Genomic DNA, 16,452 nt, shown 5'->3' on the forward strand with positions numbered 1-16,452 from the left:
CCCGGGCCTCGCGGGAGGCGTGGACGAGGACGCGTGCCCCGGCCGAGCAGGGCAGCCGTGCTCTCGCATCCGGACTACCAGGTGACGATCATGTACCCCTTGCCGCCGGAACCACCGCGGGCCCCGTCGGCACCGTCGCCGCCGGGGGCGGCGGGAGCATGGTGGAGGACCGCACCCGCGCCCGAGGACCCGCCACGCCCTCCGGAGCCACCCTGCCCGCCGACGCCGATGCCCGGCGGCAGCTTCACTCCTTCCGGCCCGGTGCTCTTGGCCGATTCCCCGCCGGCTCCCGGAAAGTGCTGTTTCCTTCCCTGCTTGCCGGCGCCACCCTGGAGGGATTCCGTCACCGTGCCTCCGGGGCACCTTCCCGGCCATGCCTTGCGCGTGACCGTGCCGGCGGCGCCCGGCTTGCCGTGGTGACCGGGGCCACCGCTCTTGCCGCCGCCTTCACCGGCCGTGCCTTCCAGCCCGCGGATGCCGGCGGGCCCTTCGTCCACGTTGGCCACCTGCACGTTCTTCGTCGTGTCGAACAGTTCGGTCCGTCGGCGCGCCTCGTTGCCGTTGTTGCCGGGCCGGCCCGGCCGCCCGCTCTGCCCGTCCTGCCCGGAATTACCGGAACCGGCCGCACCGCCCTGGCCCTTGCGGCCGCCCTCGCCTCCGCTGCCACCACCGGCGACCGTCACCTCATAGGTGTGGGACGGATCCAGCGTGATCCGGCAGGCCAGATAAGAACCGCCGCCACCACCGCCGCCGGCCCCTCCCGCTCCACCGGAGCCGCCCCTGCGCCCGTCGGTTCCGGTGTTGGAGTCGAAGACGTCCTTCACGGGGGCTTCGCCACCGCCCCCGCCACCACCGCCACCGCCCCCGCCGCCCGTGCCACCCGCGCCCCAGATGTAGACGGTCGCTTTGCTCACTCCCGCCTGGGGCTTCCACGTGGTGGACGAATCGAAGGTCTTGTGCTGCGCGGCGGGTGCGGCCTCCGCACCGGGGCTCAGGGAGACTGCCAGCAGGTGGGCCGCGACCAGTCCGGCAGTGGCCGCCCATGCCGCGCGGCGCCTCACCGGGGGCACTCGTACGTGCCCCATCCTCGCGTTCTCCTCGTCCATTCGATCACCCATCCGGTCGTGCGTCCGATCGTCCGTCCGGTCGTTCATCCGGCACGTTCCTTTCCTGGCCCCGGGAGCGGCACCGCCGGAATCCGGCTTGGCGGGAACACCACCGACCCGCTGCGCTTTCCGGAAGGGCGGGGAGGGAGGCGACGGTTGCGGGCAGCCGAGCGGGCGGGCGCTGCCGTCGGCGGGGGCGCCTCGGCGGCAGGCCCGTCCTACGGGCCCGGAGCCGGGCCGGTCAAATCGTCCGATGAGTGGGCCGGAAGTGTTCCCTTACACGTGTACGAGGTTCGAGCCGACGTGCCGACGCGGTGCCGCCCCTACGCCGCTCAGCCGCCCGGCCGGAGGCCGTCTCAAACACTCCGCTGACGTACCGAAGGAGTGAACCCGGGCCCTGCGCGGGCAACTCCAAGCGTCTGCCGACGACACCTCGCCCCTTCGGGGTGACGCCGGTCCACTCCGCGCGGCCATCACACCGTTACGAGGGACCGTTCCGGTCCGGGCCGGGCGTCATCGTGTCAGGCCCCCCACGCCACCCGTGATCGGGACCGCTCACGGAGAGGTTCAGGGCCCACTGGCACTGTCCGCTCCGTAGGCGGCGCGCCACGCGGCCGGGGGCGTGGCGGTCTGGCGGCGGAAGAAGGTGGTGAAGGCGGCGGCGTCCCGGAAGCCGAGCCGTCGGGCGCAGCCGACGACCGGCAGGTCGGTGTGCGCGAGCAGCCTCTTGGCCTCGAGCAGGACGCGCTGGTCGAGGAAGGTCTTGGCGCCCGTGCCGGTGGCGGCGCGTGTCGCCCGGGTGAGGGTGCGCACGTCGTAGCCCAACGCCCGGGCGTAGTCGGCCACCTGGTGCCAGTCGGCGAAGTGCTCCTCCACGGCGGCCCGGTAGAGGCCGAACACGCCCGCCGAACGGTCGCGGTGGCCGGCCGAGGCCGCGTCTGTGCGGGCCGGCGCGTCGGGAAGGACACGCAGGAGCAGTGCCGCCAGCAAGTGGGAGAGCAGCGCGGGGGACGCCAGGCGCGGAGTGTCCACCGCCGCGTCGTGCTCGCGCCCGAGGTGCCCGGCCGCGAACAGGGCGAGGTCCAGGCGCTGTCGGCCAAGCCGCCAGCACGCCGGCGCGGTGGCCTCCGCCGTGGTGAAACCGGGAAGGAAACCGGCCCGGAAGAGGATCAGCGGGCCGTCGCAGGCGTCGATGTCGCTCCAGCGGTGCACCATGCCGGGCCGTATCCATACGACGCTGCCTTCCGCCAGCCGGTGGGCGCCGAAGTCCGCTTCGTGGCTTCCGGTGCCGGAGGCGATCAGGGCGAGGACGTGGAAGTCGGGGCGCTGGGGCCGTACGCGATGCCGGTGGACGTCCATGTGCCGCAGCGCGGCGAAGTCGATGACCTCCACGCCGTGGGACGAGCCGACGGCGGGCGAGTAGCGCAGCTGCCGCACCGCCGGATGTCCGTTTTCCACAACGACTGTGTCCCTTTCCAGCGGGCGGCGGAGCTCGCCGCCCATACGGTCGGACAGGCGCCTGACAGCCGACTCGGATCCAGGTCGGATCCGGCGCAGGCCCGAACCAGGTTACGTGTTCCGAGGCTGCGGCCGAGCGGCACCGCTCGCCCCGCGCAGCCGTGGGAGAGATGCGGGAGAGATGTCGTGATGATGGAAACGACAAGGCCGGTACCGGTGGCGGGCGGGGCCCTGGACGTACGCGTGGGAGGCCGCACCGGACCGGCGCTGGTGTTCGTCCACTACTGGGGCGGCTCAGCCGGCACCTGGAACCAGGTGATCGCCCGCCTCCCGTCCGGGCGGGCGACGGTCCGCTTCGACCAGCGCGGCTGGGGCACCGCGCGAACGCTGCCCGGCCCCTACCACCTCGGCCGGCTCGCCGACGACCTCGCCCGGGTGCTCGCCGCCTGCGTACCGGGCGCGTTCGTGCTCGTCGGCCACTCCATGGGCGCCAAGGTGTGCCAACTCCTCGCCGGCCGCGGGCCCGTCGGCCTGGCCGGCCTGGTGCTCGTCGCGCCCGCGCCGCCCGAGCCGCCCACCACGGTGACCGAGGAGTACCGGCGGGGCCTGTCCCACGCCTACGACTCACCCGATGCCGTTCGGTACGCCCTCGACCACGTCCTGACCGCCGGCCCGCTGCCCGAACCGGCACGGACGACCGCGGTGCGCGACAGTCTCGCCGCAGGCCCCGAGGCCCGGCGGGAGTGGCCGCTGCGCGGGATCGCCGAGGACATCACCGACGCCGTACGCCGCATCACCGTTCCGGTGACCGTACTGGCCGCGGAGCAGGACGCGGTGGAACCACCGCGCGTCCTGCGGGAGTTCCTCCTGCCGCACATCCCGCACGCGACCCTCACCACCGTCCCCGACGCCGGCCACCTGCTCCCCGTGGAGCACCCCGGCGCCGTCGCGGCGGCCATCGGCGACTTCTTCGCGGCTCTCGGATCCTGACCATCCCTTGAGCTCGGCCCTCGCTCCCGCCCCGACCGGTCCCGGCCGGCCGCCTACGCGGTCCTCGGTTCCGCCGAGAAGGCCAACACGCCGGGGACCACGGCGAAGACGCGCCGCAGCTCGGCCGCCAGGGCGTCGCGCCCGGGGGCGCCGGGGAGGGCCACCCACGCCTCCAGGGCGTGCCGGTGGGCGGCGACGAAGAAGTCGAGCGCGAGGCGGAGGCGGAGTTCGTCCCGGGGGCCGTCGACGCGCAGCCGACGCGTCAGGATGCCGGCCGCGCTGCGGACGGTGCGGTCGCAGAAGTGCAGGCCGTGGGCGTCCATGGACGGCGTCTCGGCGGCCAGTCGGCGGCTGAGGCGGACGTTCCGCGCCCAGCCTTCGCCGGTCATCCGTTCCAACGCCCCGTACAGCGACGCCTGCAGCGTCTCCGGAAGGGTTCCGCCGATCGGCTCGCGGGTCTCCAGATCGTCGAGGAACGCGGCCCACAGGTCCTGGGTCGGCGCCATCGCCACGTCTTCCTTGCTGGCGAAGTAGCGGAAGAACGTGCGCTTGGACACCTCGACCGCGTCGCACAGTTCGTCGAGCGTCGCGCCGTCGAAACCGCGTTCCGTGAAGAGCTCCAGGGCGGTATCGGTCAGCGCCTGACGGGTGCGCAGCTTCTTGCGCTCGCGCAGCGGCAGGCGTTCCGGGGTGGGTGCGTCGGTGGCGGCCATCGTCCTCAGTGTAGCGCGGGAGCTTATGCGCCTTGTAGGTTTATGCCACTGAGAGGCACAATCGGCTCCCGGAAGGACCGCCCCTGCCATGCGCGCACTCCTCGTCGACCCCACCGCCCCCGCCCGTCTGCGTCTGGGCGAGGCGCCGGAACCCGAACCGGCACCCCACCAGGCGCTCGTCCGCACCGTCGCGACCTCCCTCAACTCCGGTGAGATCAACCACGTTTTGGCGGAGGCGCCCGCCGGGGCCGTGCTCGGCTGGGACGCGGCGGGGATCGTCGAACGCGCGGCGGCCGACGGCTCCGGCCCCGCGGTCGGCACCCCCGTCGTCACGCTGGGCTGGGACGGAGCCTGGGCCGAACTCCGCGCGGTCGACACCGACCGCATCGGCACCGTGCCCGAGGGCGCGGACCTCGGCGCGATCAGTACGATCCCCGTGGCCGGCGCCACCGCCCTGCGCGCACTCCGGCGCCTCGGCCCGCTCCTCGGCCGCCGCGTCCTCATCACCGGCGCCACCGGCGGCACCGGCCGGTACGCCGTCCAACTGGCCCGCCGCGCGGGCGCGTACGTCATCGCGTCCACCGGCGACCCCCGCGCACACGGCGACGGCCTGCGGGCACTCGGCGCACACGAGGTCGTGACCGGCCCGGAAACCCTCACCGGACCGGTGCACGGCATCGTCGACATGGTCGGCGGACGGCACCTCGTCGAGGGATACGCCCGACTCGCCGAACACGGCACCCTCGTCAACGTGGGCCGCGCGACCCCGGAACCCGACACCTTCCCGCCCGGCGCCTTCTCCGGCGCCCCGGAGGCCCACGACCGGGCACTGGTCAGCTTCTTCCTCCTGCGCTGCACAGGGCTCCACGAGGACCTGACCCTACTGGCCGGCCTGGTGGCCTCCGGGGAACTGGACGCCCACATCGCCTGGCGGAGCACATGGAACCAGGCGGCGGACGCCATCGACCTCCTCGTCGGACGCCGCCTGCACGGCAAGGCGGTGCTGGACTTGCCGGCCTGAACACGGCACGAGCCGGCCACCTGAGTACCGAACCTGAGTACGAGCGCTCAGGTCCGGCGGCCTGTCGGGCGGCAGGCTGAAGCCATGACCACGCCGCTCGCCGGATCCCGGCCGCACCCCGCCTACCCGCCGTTCCCCGCCTTCCCGGCGCCCCTCCCGCCCGCACCGCCGCGCCGCCGCCGGCGTGGGCTGCTGGCCGGGGGTGTCGCCCTGACCGTCCTGGCCGGCGGCGGCACCGCCGGGGCCTGGTGGCTGACGCGGGACGGGGACGGTTCCCCGCTGGCCGGGCGCCCCCGGGTGACGGACAGCGCGGCCGGGCTGTCCTACGCCATCCCCAAGGGCTGGGAGCACGACAGGAAGCAGGAGCTCATCGACGCCTTCACCACGGCGATCGGCCGGAAGAAGCAGGACGACCACCACATGGCCGTCGTCCTGACCGGGCGCTCGGGCGCGATCCCCCAGGACCGGCTGCGGATGTGGGCCGAGCGCTCCGCACGTTCGAACGCGGAGTTCTTCTACCCGGACCGGCCCGTCGCGCCGGAGGAGTCCCGCCCGACCTCGGTGGACGGGCACCCCGCCCACACCGTGGCCCTGCGGGTGGACGCCGAGGAAGGCGGACCCGCCCGGCTGCGGATGACGCTCCTGCGCGTGGACGACACCCGGGCCGCCTTCCTCCTCGGCATCGACCAGCCGGCCGGGGGGCCGGTGCAGAAGGAGGTCGATCAGGTACTGGAGAGCGCCAAGGTGACGGAGGGACGGCCGGAGTCCGGCGGACGGCCGGAGTCCGGCGGACGGCCGGAGTCCGGCGGACGGCCGCAGCCCGGGGAACGGTCAGGGCATGGTGAACGGTCAGGGTCCGGGTCACCGTCCGGGTCCGGGTCACCGTCCGGGTTCGGGTCACCGTCCGGGTCCGGGGAACGGTCACGGCCCCAGGAACCGGCAGGGCCCGGCACGCCGCCCCAGTCCCTGCCGGAGCTCGGCACCGACCGTCGCCGCCTCTGACCCGCCTGCCCCGTCCCGTCCCACCTCCACCCCACCCCCTCACTCCTCGAAGAACTCCCGCACCACCCGCTCGGCCGCCTCGTCCGCCGCCGCCGCGGGCGAGAGTTCGCTGAGGGTGTCCAGGTCGGTGTCCTCGCTGAGTTCCGCCTCCCACGCGGCGGCCAGTTGTTCCTGCCGCTCGGGCGGCTGGCTCTCGACCTTCTTCCGGCTCGCGGGGCTCAGGGCCGCCAGGAAGCGGGGCAGTTCGTCGGCGGGCATACGGGCCTCTCTCGTCGCGGTCGCTCCTCCCCCGCCGCACCCGGGGCGCGCGAGGGCTTCTGATCAGGTGTTCCAGGCACCGGCCCGGCATCCCTGCCCGGGGCCGCCCGCTCACCCGAACGGCCCCCGCGCCGCGCGCCGTCGCGTCCCCGATCGGCCGCCGGACGCGCCGTAGCCTGGCGCCATGCCCGTCGCTCTCGCCCTGTTCACCTCCGACCTGCGGCTCCACGACAACCCGGTACTGCGGGCGGCCCTGCGCGCCGGTGACCGCGTCGTCCCGCTGTTCGTCGTCGACAGCGGCGTCGCCGCCGCCGGTTTCGCCGCGCCGAACCGGTCGGCGTTCCTCGCCGGCTGTCTGGCCGACCTCGACGAGGGGCTGCGGGCGCGCGGCGGCCGGCTGGTCGTCCGCCGGGGCGACGTGGTCGAGGAGACCTGCCGGGTGGCCGCCGCGACGGGCGCGGCGGAGGTGCACGTCGCCGCCGGGGTGAGCGGTTACGCGCACCGCCGCGAGGAGCGGCTGCGCGCCGCGCTGGAGGCGGACGGGCGGCGGCTGCGCGTGCACGACGCGGTGATCACGGTGGTGGCCCCCGGCGAACCGGCCCCCGCCGGGAAGGACCACTTCGCGGTGTTCACGCCGTACTTCCGCCGCTGGTCGGCCGAGCCGCCCCGGGCGGTCGCGGACCCGCCCCGACGCGTCGACGTCCCGGACGTGGACGGGCTGCCGGTGCCCTCGGCAGCGGACCTCGGGGCCGGCGGCGCGGCGTCCGGCCTGCCCGCGGGCGGCGAGCGCGAGGGCCGGCGGCGGCTGACGGCCTGGCTGCGGAGCGGCGTCGACCGCTACGCCGAGCTCCACGACGACCTGGCCGCCGACGCCACCTCCCGGCTCTCCCCCTACCTGCACTTCGGCTGTCTGTCACCACTCGAAGTGGTGACGCGGGCGCGCGGCGACTCCCCCGGCGCGGAGGCGTTCGTCCGCCAGCTCGCCTGGCGGGACTTCCACTACCAGGTGCTCGCCGCCCGTCCCCGGGCCGCCGGCACCGACTACCGGACGCGCCACGACCGCTGGCGGTGGGACCCGGGCGAGTTCGACGCCTGGCGGTCCGGGCACACCGGTTACCCGGTCGTCGACGCGGCGATGCGCCAGCTCGCCCACGAGGGCTGGACGCACAACCGGGCCCGGATGATCGTCGCCTCCTTCCTCGCCAAGACCCTCCACCACGACTGGCGGGAGGGCGCCCGGCACTTCCTCCGCCACCTCGTCGACGGCGACCTGGCCAACAACCAGCTCAACTGGCAGTGGATGGCCGGTACGGGCACCGACACCCGCCCCAACCGCGTCCTCAACCCCGTCGTCCAGGGCCGCCGCTTCGATCCCGACGGCGTCTACATCCGCCGTTGGGTCCCTGAACTCGCCGACGTCCCCGGGCCCTCCGTCCACGAGCCGTGGAAGCTTCCCGCCGCCGTCCGCTCCCGGCTGCGCTATCCGGAACCGCTCGTCGACCTCGCCGAGGCCCTGGCGCGCTTCCGGGCGGCACGCGGCCTGGACTGAGCTCCGTGCGTCGCCCGGCCACACGGAGATGCGTGACCAGGTGTTCCGTGGGTGGATGGGGGCAGGGGCCCGGAAGACCGGTCGCGTCGCCGCGCCGGTCGCGTACGACACGGCGGAACGGAGGAGCGTTCTCATGGCCAAGCAGACGGTGGCGGAGCAGTTCGTCGACATCCTGGCGCGGGCCGGGGTGCGGCGGCTCTACGGAGTCGTCGGCGACAGCCTCAACCCGGTCGTGGACGCGGTGCGCCGCAACGCGGCCATCGACTGGGTGCACGTCCGCCACGAGGAGGCCGCCGCGTTCGCCGCGGGCGCGGAGGCGCAGCTGACCGGCAAACTCGCGGCCTGCGCGGGCTCCTGCGGCCCCGGGAACCTGCACTTGATCAACGGGCTGTACGACGCCCACCGTTCCATGGCGCCCGTGCTCGCGCTGGCCTCGCACATCCCGAGCGGCGAGATCGGCACCGGCTTCTTCCAGGAGACCCACCCGGACCGGCTGTTCCAGGAGTGCAGCCACTACTGCGAGCTGGTGTCCACGCCGCAGCAGATGCCGCGCGTGCTGCGCACCGGCATCCAGAACGCGGTCGGGCGCGGCGGCGTCGGCGTCATCGTGCTGCCCGGGGACGTCGCCGGGCAGCCGGCCGCCGCGCCCACCGGGGACCACGCGCTGGTCACCACCCGGCCGTCGGTACGGCCGGGGGACGCGGAGATCGACGCGCTGGCGCGGATGGTCGACGAGGCCGGCAAGGTGACGCTGTTCTGCGGCGCCGGCACGGCGGGGGCGCACGACGAGGTGATGCGGTTCGCCGAACGGGTGAAGGCGCCCGTCGGCCACGCGCTGCGCGGCAAGGAGTGGATCCAGTACGACAATCCGTACGACGTCGGCATGAGCGGCCTGCTCGGCTACGGCGCCGCCTATGAGGCGACCCACGAGTGCGACCTGCTGATCCTGCTGGGCACCGACTTCCCGTACAACGCGTTCCTGCCGGACGACGTGAAGATCGCCCAGGTGGACGTGCGGCCCGAGCACCTGGGCCGGCGGTCCGCGCTGGACCTCGCGGTGTGGGGCGACGTCCGCGAGACGCTGCGCTGCCTGACGCCGAAGGTGCAGGTCAAGAGCGGCCGGAAGTTCCTCGACAAGATGCTGAAGAAGCACGCGGACGCCCTGGAGGGCGTCGTCAAGGCGTACACGCGGAAGGTGGAGAAGCACACGCCGATCCACCCCGAGTACGTGGCGTCGGTGCTGGACGAGGAGGCGGCGGACGACGCGGTCTTCACCGTCGACACGGGGATGAACAACGTCTGGGCCGCCCGCTACCTCACCCCCAACGGCCGGCGGCGCGTCATCGGTTCGTTCACCCACGGCTCGATGGCCAACGCGCTGCCGCAGGCGATCGGCGCGCAGTTCCTCGACCCGGACCGGCAGGTGGTGTCGATGTCCGGGGACGGCGGGTTCTCCATGCTGATGGGCGACTTCCTGACGCTGGTGCAGTACGGGCTGCCGGTGAAGGTGGTGCTGTTCAACAACTCGTCGCTGGGCATGGTGGAGCTGGAGATGATGGTCGGCGGCCTGCCGTCGTACGGCACGGCCAACCGCAACCCGGACTTCGCGGCCCTCGCGACGGCGGCCGGGGCGTACGGGGTGCGGGTGGAGAAGCCCAAGCACGTGCGGGGAGCGCTGCGGGACGCGTTCCGGCACAAGGGGCCGGCGCTGGTGGACATCGTGACCGATCCCAACGCGCTGTCGATGCCTCCGAAGATCAGCGCGGACATGGTGAGCGGGTTCGCTCTTTCGGCGGGGAAGATGGTGCTGGACGGGGGTGTGGGGCGGATGGTGCAGATGGCTCGCTCAAACCTGCGGAACATCCCGCGGCCCTGACCTGGTTCCAGGTGCTTGGCCCCAGGCACTCCCCCTTCCCCAGGCACTCCACTCCCCCGGCACTGCGCCTCCAGGCGCTCGCGGTGGACCGGCCCGCCCGGCGGCCCGTGCGCATCCACCGGACGGACCGGTCCACCGCCACCGTCCGTCGCCCCCGGCTGCCGCCACCCTCGTAAGGAACGTCCGCAGGCCGAGGCGTGCGGAGCGTGCGGGGCCTGCGGAAGGTGGGGCCGTTCGGCCCATGGCACCACCCCGTACGATCGACCACGATCAGCACGAAGCGTGACCGGTCCGACCGGCACGGACGTGACAGGAGGGGCAGTGGAACAGGCAAGGGTCTTCTCTCTGGAGAAGCCGATCCGGGTGTTCCTCCTGGACGACCACGAGGTCGTCCGGCGGGGCATCCAGGACCTGCTGGACGCCGAGGACGACATCACGGTGGCCGGCGAGGCCGGCACGATCGGCCAGGCCCTCGCCCGGGGTCCCGCGCTGCGCCCGGACGTCGCCGTGCTGGACGTCCGGCTGCCCGACGGCGACGGCATCTCGGTCTGCCGGGAACTGCGGTCGCGGATGCCGGACCTGGCCTGCCTGATGCTCACGTCGTTCGACGACGACGACGCGCTGCTCGACGCCATCATGGCCGGGGCGGCGGGCTACGTCCTCAAGCAGATCAAGGGCTCCGACCTGGTGGCGGCCATCCGCACGGTCGCCTCCGGGCAGTCCATGCTCGACCCCGCCACCACCGCCCGGCTGATGAGCAGCCTGCGCGGCGACGAGGGCGCCCACCCGGAGGACGACCGGCTGGCGGGCCTGTCGCCGCGCGAGCGCGACATCCTGGCGCTCATCGGCGAGGGCATGACCAACCGGCAGATCGGCCGGCAGCTCTTTCTCTCCGAGAAGACGGTCAAGAACCACATCTCCCGGCTGCTCGCCAAGCTGGGCGTGGAGCGCCGCATCCAGGCGGCGGTGATCGCCTCGGAGGCGGCCCGGGCGGCCGGCTGAACCACCGGGCTCACCCGTCCCAGGCCCACTCCTCCACCTCCGGCAGGTCCGTGCCGTGCTCGCGGACCCAGGCGTGGTGGCGGGTCCGGACGTCCTCCATCGCCTGCCGCACGGCGGCCGCGCGGACGGCGAGGCCGGGGACGCGGTCGATGACGTCCATGACGAGGCGGTACCGGTCGAGGTCGTTGCGGACGACCATGTCGAACGGCGTGGTCGTCGTGCCGGATTCCTTGTAACCGCGGACGTGCAGGTTGGAGTGGACGGCCCGCCGGTAGGCCAGCCGGTGGATGAGCCACGGATAGCCGTGATACGCGAAGACGACCGGCTTGTCGGTGGTGAAGAGGGCGTCGAACTCGTGGTCCGGCATGCCGTGCGGGTGCTCGCCGTGGGGCAGCAGCCGCGCGATGTCGACGACGTTGACGACGCGCACGGCGAGGTCGGGCAGGTGCCGCCGCAGCAAGGAGGCGGCGGCCAGGGTCTCCTGTGTCGGCACGTCCCCGGCACAGGCGAGGACGACGTCCGGCTCCCGCCGTCCGTCCTCGGTGCCGGCCCATTCCCAGACGCCCGCGCCCCGGGCGCAGTGCGCGCGGGCCTGTTCCAGGGTGAGCCAGTCGAAGCAGGGCTGTTTGCCGGCGACGATGACGTTGACGTAGTCCCGGCTGCGCAGGGCGTGGTCGGCGACGGACAGCAGGGTGTTGGCGTCCGGCGGCAGATACACCCGTACGACTTCCGGGCTCTTGTTGAGGACGTGGTCGACGAAGCCGGGATCCTGATGGGAGAACCCGTTGTGGTCCTGCCGCCAGACGTGCGAGGTGAGCAGGTAGTTGAGGGAGGCGATCGGCCGCCGCCAGGGCAGCCGCCGGGAGACCCGCAGCCATTTGATGTGCTGGTTGACCATCGAGTCGACGATGTGCACGAACGCCTCGTAACAGGAGAACAACCCGTGCCGCCCGGTGAGGAGATATCCCTCCAGCCACCCCTGGCAGGTGTGCTCGGACAGGATCTCCATCACTCGCCCGTGCCGGTCGAGATGCTCGTCGGTGGGGACGGTGGCGGCCTGCCACGCCTTGCCCGTGGCGCCGTAGACCTCCTGCAGCCGGTTGGAGGCGGTCTCGTCCGGGCCCACGAGCCGGAAGTCGCGGCGGCCTGAAGTGGCTTCCATGACGTCGGCGAGCAGCCCGCCGAGGACGGCGGTCGGCTCGTGCCGCCCGGCGCCCGGCCGGTCGACGTCGACCGCGTGCCGCTCCAGGGGCGGAACGGGCAGGTCGCGGAGGAGCAGCCCGCCGTTGGCGTACGGGGTGGCGCCGAGCCGCCGCGCCCCGTCGGGCACGCACTCCAGCACGTCCGGGCGCGGACGCCCGCGCTCGTCGAACAGCTCCTCCGGCCGGTAGGACCGCAGCCACGCCTCCAACTGCCGCAAGTGCGCGGGGTTGTCCCGCACCCCGGAGAGCGGCACCTGATGGGAGCGCCAGGTCCCTTCGACGGGCAGCCCGTCGACCTCGCCGGGCCCGGTCCACCCCTTGGGCGTACGCAGCACGATGAGGGGCCAGGAAGGCCGGTCGGCGATGCCTTCCTCCCGGGCGGTACGCCGAATGGCGGCGATGTGGTCCAGCGCGGTGTCCATGGCGACGGCCATGGCCCGGTGAACGGTCATCGGATCGTCTCCGGCCACGTGCAGAACATGATGCCCGTACCCGTGCAGCAGCCGGTCGAGCTCGTGCTCGGGCAGCCGGGCGAGGACGGTGGGATTGGCGATCTTGTAGCCGTTCAGGTGCAGGATGGGCAGCACGGCACCATCACGAACGGGATCGAGGAACTTGTTGGAATGCCATGAGGCGGCCAGCGGCCCGGTCTCGGCCTCCCCGTCCCCGATGACACAGGCCACGAGCAGCTCGGGCCGGTCGAACGCGGCCCCGTAGGCGTGCGAGAGCGAGTACCCGAGCTCGCCGCCCTCATGAATCGACCCGGGCGTCTCGGGCGCCACATGACTGGGCACCCCGCCGGGAAACGAGAACTGCCGGAACAACCGCCCCATCCCGTCCGCGTCCCGCGTGACGTCGGGATACGTCTCGCTGTAACTCCCCTCCAACCACGAGTTGGCCACCACAGCCGGCCCGCCGTGCCCAGGCCCCCACACACAGAGCGCCTCGGTCCCCCGCCGCTTGATCACCCGGTTGAGGTGGGTGTACACGAGGTTCAGCCCGGGCGAAGTCCCCAGTGCCCGAGCAGCCGCGGTTTGATGTGCTGCGGCCGCAACGGCTCCGCCAGCAGCGGGTTCCCCATCAGATAGATCTGCCCCACGGCCAGATAGTTGGCGGCCCGCCAGTGCGCGTCCAGCACGGCGAGCTCGGCGTCGGACGGAGGCCGAGCATCGTCGGCGCGTACCTGAGACTGCTTGGGCTCCGGCATGCTCCCACGGTTCCACTTCCCGGGGCCGGACGCCATGGGACGGGCGCCGGGCGGGGGCGGTGCGCGGGTCAGCGGCTACCGCGCGCCGGTTCCTCCCCCTCCCGCCGTCCCGTGCCCCATCGGGCACCCTCCCCCCGTCAGCGGGATGCGCCACTCCAGGTGTGTGCCGGTGCCGGCCGGTGGGGTGGTGAGGGTGAGGGTGCCGCCGTGGCGTTCGGCGCGTTCTGTGAGGTTGCGGAGGCCGCTGCGGCGGGTGGCGGTGGGGGTATGCCGTTGCCGTCGTCCACGACCGTCAGGACGAGGGCTCCGCCCTCGTTGACGACGGCGACGTCGACCGTTCCGGCCTCCGCGTGGCGGGCGACGTTGGCCAGGGCTTCGGCGAGGACGGCGACGGCGTCGTCGGCGGCCTCGCGGGGGACCTGGGTGTCGAGGAGGCCCTCCATGCGCAGGCTGGGGGCGAAGCCGAGGGCGGTGCCGGCCTCGGCGACGGCGCGGACGGCGCGGGTGCGGAGGCCGTGCTGGGGGGCGGTCTCGCGGGAGCGGAGGCCGAAGATGGTGGAGCGGATGATCTTTATGGTCTCGTCGAGGTCGCCGACGGCGCGGCGGACGCGTTCGGCGGCCTCGGGGTGGTCGATGAAGCGGTCGGCGCTCTGCAGGGTCATGCCGGTGGCGAACAGCCGCTGGATGGCGAGGTCGTGGAGGTCGCGGGCGATCCGGTCGCGGTCCTCCAGGAGGGCCAACTGGGCGGCGTCGGCCCGGCGTTCGGCCAGTTCCATGGCCAGGCCGGTCTGGCCGGCGAAGGCCAGCAGCGGTTCGGCCTCCCACTCGGGGAAGTCCCCGGCGCCCGCGGCCCGGACGAGCAGCAGGACGCCGTGGACGACGTCGTCGCCGGAGGTGACGGGGACGGCCAGGGCGGGGCCCGGGCCGGCCGGTGCCTCGTCGGCGGGGCCCCGGACGGGTCGGGCGCCGGTGAACGCGGCGCCGCTCAGGGTGCCTTCGAGGGGAAGGACCAGGTGGCGGAGCCCGTCGGCGCCCGTGCCCATGGCCGCCGCGACGGTCAGCGCGCCGTCCCCGGCCTCCGGCTGCGAGAACACGGCGAGGTCGGATCCGGTGATCTCGCGGGCGAGTTCGGTGATGCGGGCGGTGACCTCGGCGCGCGGCCGGTCGGACATCAGGGCGGTCGTCACCTCGGCGCCGGCCCGCAGCCACCGTTCGCGCCGGGTGGACTCCTCGTACAGGCGGGCGTTCTCGATGGCGATGCCGGCGGCGACGGCGAGGGTGGCCAGCACCTCCTCGTCCTCGTCCTCGAAGTCCGCTCCCCCGCGCTTCTCCGTCAGGTAGAGGTTGCCGAAGACGTGGTCGCGGACCCGGATGGGCACCCCGAGGAAGGTGTTCATCGGCGGGTGGCCGGGCGGGAAGCCGTACGAGGCCGGGTGGTCGCAGATCTTCGGCAGCCGCAGCGGTTCCGGACGGCGGATCAGCTCGCCGAGGATGCCGTGGCCGCACGGGTACGGGCCGATGGCCGCGATCTCCTCGTCGGTGAGCCCGACGGTGAGGAACTGGGACAGCCGCCGGCCGTCCGGCCCGATCACGCCGAGGGCGCCGTAGCGGGCGTCGACCAGTACCACGGCCGCCTCGATGATGCCGCGCAGCACCTGTTCCAGCTCCAGGCCGCGGCCGACCGACAGGACGGCCTCCAGCAGCTTGTGCACCCGGTCGCGGGTGCCGCGGGCGGCGTCGAGCCGGGCCTGGACCTCGTCCAGCAGTTCGTCCAGTCTGAGCTGCGGCAGCCGTACCGCCGCCGACCCGGTGTTCTCCACGCCTCTCCTCGCCTCGTCCGGGCCCCGCCGGCACCGCGCCGACGGAGACTTCCGGATACGGCCCCTGACGACCGGTCGGCCCTGTTCAGGGCCCCGCACCACCGTATCGCCGCGCTCTCCGGTGGGGCCGACCGGCCCCTGTCCTCCGCCGCCGGCACCCCGTTGAATGGGTGCGACGGGTCCGCCGCCGAGTGGCGCGGCGGCGGGCTCGCTCCGCCCTGCCCGGCGGCCCGTCGTCCCGCCGGGGGGGCGGGTCCCGCCGGCACGGGCGACCGACGTGCCCAGGGACCAGGAGGGACAGCCATGACCGACACCGCGCTCGACCGGCCCGCCGACCGGGGCGTCCCCGGGCCCGACCGGGCGGCGGGTCCGCCGGACCGGAGGTCCCGGAAGGCCGCCGGGGCCGGCCGGGCGCTGTCCTGGCTGCTGGTCGTCGCCGGGACGCTGGGGCTGCTCGCCTCCTTCCAGATCACCGTCGACAAGATCCGGCTGGCGGAGAACCCGGGGTTCCGGCCCGCGTGCAGCCTCAACGCCGCCGTCTCGTGCACCCCTGTGATGCTGAGCGACCAGGCGTCGGTGTTCGGTTTCCCCAACCCGCTGATCGGCCTGGCCGCCTACGCCGCGGTCGTCGCGCTCGGCGTCGTCCTGCTGACGGGCGCCCGGCTGCCGCGCTGGTGCTGGCTGGGGCTGAACCTGGGGACGCTGGCGGGGGCGGTGTTCTGCATGTGGCTGATGTCCCAGGCGCTGTACGCGATCGGGGCGCTGTGCCTGTGGTGCTGTCTGGCGTGGGTCGTGACGATCGCCCTGTTCTGGTACACGACCGCGCACAACCTCCGGCAGGGCTTCCTGCCGGCGCCGCGCGTGCTGGTGCTGGGGGTGCGGGAGTTCCACTGGGCGGTGCCCGTGGCCTGGTACGGGGTGATCGCGCTGCTTGTGGTGCAACGGTTCTGGGCGCCTTGGTGAGCCCGCGCCCGCCCGCCCGGGTGAAGCCTCGCCCGGTCGAGCCCCTTCCCGGGTAGGCCCCACCCTGACAAGCCGGCCCCGACAATCCCGCCCGGAAGAGGGCCGTTCGGCCCTGCCCCGGGCCCCGCCCGGCCCCTGCTCCGGCCCCCGGCCGCCGCCGATCATGAACGAGGCCGGACGGGCCCGTGGCCCCCACGGTGCGTCCCCGGCCCGTGAAGAACTTTCGGCAGATGCGGAGCAGGTGTGCCAGTGGACGGCGTCGAGGTGCGGAGCGGCCAGAAACCC

The 16,452-nt window shown here is 73.8% G+C and carries 11 protein-coding genes and 2 pseudogenes; 7 read left to right on the plus strand and 6 right to left on the minus strand.

Annotated features, from left to right (window positions below):
- Positions 1–74: 74 nt before the first annotated feature.
- Together ACQEVS_RS02120 and ACQEVS_RS02125 are read right to left on the minus strand one after the other, a co-directional pair.
- Positions 75–1,154 carry a hypothetical protein gene (locus tag ACQEVS_RS02120; RefSeq protein WP_433014315.1) on the minus strand — a complete coding sequence of 360 codons (1,080 nt, stop codon included), beginning with the start codon at positions 1,152–1,154 and terminating at the stop codon, positions 75–77.
- Between the two features lie 519 nt (positions 1,155–1,673).
- Complete coding sequence (locus tag ACQEVS_RS02125) at positions 1,674–2,564, minus strand: helix-turn-helix domain-containing protein (RefSeq protein ID WP_433014318.1); 891 nt, start codon at positions 2,562–2,564, stop codon at positions 1,674–1,676.
- Positions 2,565–2,756: 192 nt separating this feature from the next.
- Between ACQEVS_RS02125 and ACQEVS_RS02130 the strand changes: the two genes are divergently transcribed.
- On the plus strand, positions 2,757–3,554 hold the full coding sequence (locus tag ACQEVS_RS02130) for an alpha/beta fold hydrolase (RefSeq protein ID WP_433027192.1): 798 nt from the start codon (positions 2,757–2,759) through the stop codon (positions 3,552–3,554).
- Between the two features lie 53 nt (positions 3,555–3,607).
- On the opposite strand, the gene ACQEVS_RS02135 is transcribed toward ACQEVS_RS02130, so the two are convergent.
- A complete protein-coding gene (locus ACQEVS_RS02135; protein WP_433014321.1) occupies positions 3,608–4,267 on the minus strand; it encodes a TetR/AcrR family transcriptional regulator in 660 nt (219 codons plus the stop codon).
- Between the two features lie 88 nt (positions 4,268–4,355).
- Here ACQEVS_RS02135 and ACQEVS_RS02140 point away from each other — a divergent pair, with 88 nt between their 5' ends.
- Both ACQEVS_RS02140 and ACQEVS_RS02145 read left to right on the plus strand, forming a co-directional pair.
- Positions 4,356–5,288 (plus strand): zinc-binding dehydrogenase, encoded by a 933-nt coding sequence (locus tag ACQEVS_RS02140; protein ID WP_433014324.1) that lies wholly within the window; start codon positions 4,356–4,358, stop codon positions 5,286–5,288.
- A gap of 84 nt (positions 5,289–5,372) precedes the next feature.
- Entirely contained in the window at positions 5,373–6,290 is a 918-nt protein-coding gene (locus ACQEVS_RS02145) for a hypothetical protein (protein WP_433014327.1), read from the plus strand.
- A 39-nt stretch (positions 6,291–6,329) separates the two neighbouring features.
- Here the strand turns inward: ACQEVS_RS02145 and ACQEVS_RS02150 are convergent, their stop codons facing one another.
- Positions 6,330–6,548: a hypothetical protein gene (locus ACQEVS_RS02150; RefSeq protein ID WP_185944789.1), complete on the minus strand. Its 219-nt coding sequence runs from the start codon at positions 6,546–6,548 to the stop codon at positions 6,330–6,332.
- A 184-nt stretch (positions 6,549–6,732) separates the two neighbouring features.
- Between ACQEVS_RS02150 and ACQEVS_RS02155 the strand changes: the two genes are divergently transcribed.
- The 3 genes from ACQEVS_RS02155 (at position 6,733) to ACQEVS_RS02165 (ending at position 10,975) form a co-directional block, all read left to right on the plus strand.
- Positions 6,733–8,097, plus strand: a complete 1,365-nt coding sequence (locus ACQEVS_RS02155) for a cryptochrome/photolyase family protein (RefSeq protein WP_433014330.1) — start codon at positions 6,733–6,735, stop codon at positions 8,095–8,097.
- A 133-nt stretch (positions 8,098–8,230) separates the two neighbouring features.
- Complete coding sequence (locus ACQEVS_RS02160; RefSeq protein ID WP_433014333.1) at positions 8,231–9,973, plus strand: pyruvate dehydrogenase; 1,743 nt, start codon at positions 8,231–8,233, stop codon at positions 9,971–9,973.
- Positions 9,974–10,294: 321 nt separating this feature from the next.
- Entirely contained in the window at positions 10,295–10,975 is a 681-nt protein-coding gene (locus tag ACQEVS_RS02165; protein ID WP_433014336.1) for a response regulator, read from the plus strand.
- Positions 10,976–10,985: 10 nt separating this feature from the next.
- Here the strand turns inward: ACQEVS_RS02165 and ACQEVS_RS02170 are convergent.
- Both ACQEVS_RS02170 and ACQEVS_RS02175 read right to left on the minus strand, forming a co-directional pair.
- Positions 10,986–13,384 (minus strand): annotated as a pseudogene (locus tag ACQEVS_RS02170) (phosphoketolase family protein).
- A 75-nt stretch (positions 13,385–13,459) separates the two neighbouring features.
- Positions 13,460–15,204 (minus strand): annotated as a pseudogene (locus ACQEVS_RS02175) (GAF domain-containing protein).
- A gap of 303 nt (positions 15,205–15,507) precedes the next feature.
- Here ACQEVS_RS02175 and ACQEVS_RS02180 point away from each other — a divergent pair.
- Positions 15,508–16,167 (plus strand): vitamin K epoxide reductase family protein, encoded by a 660-nt coding sequence (locus ACQEVS_RS02180; protein WP_433014339.1) that lies wholly within the window; start codon positions 15,508–15,510, stop codon positions 16,165–16,167.
- Positions 16,168–16,452 lie beyond the last annotated feature (285 nt).

The organism is Streptomyces sp. CA-181903, assembly GCF_050937075.1.
GTDB lineage: Bacteria > Actinomycetota > Actinomycetes > Streptomycetales > Streptomycetaceae > Streptomyces.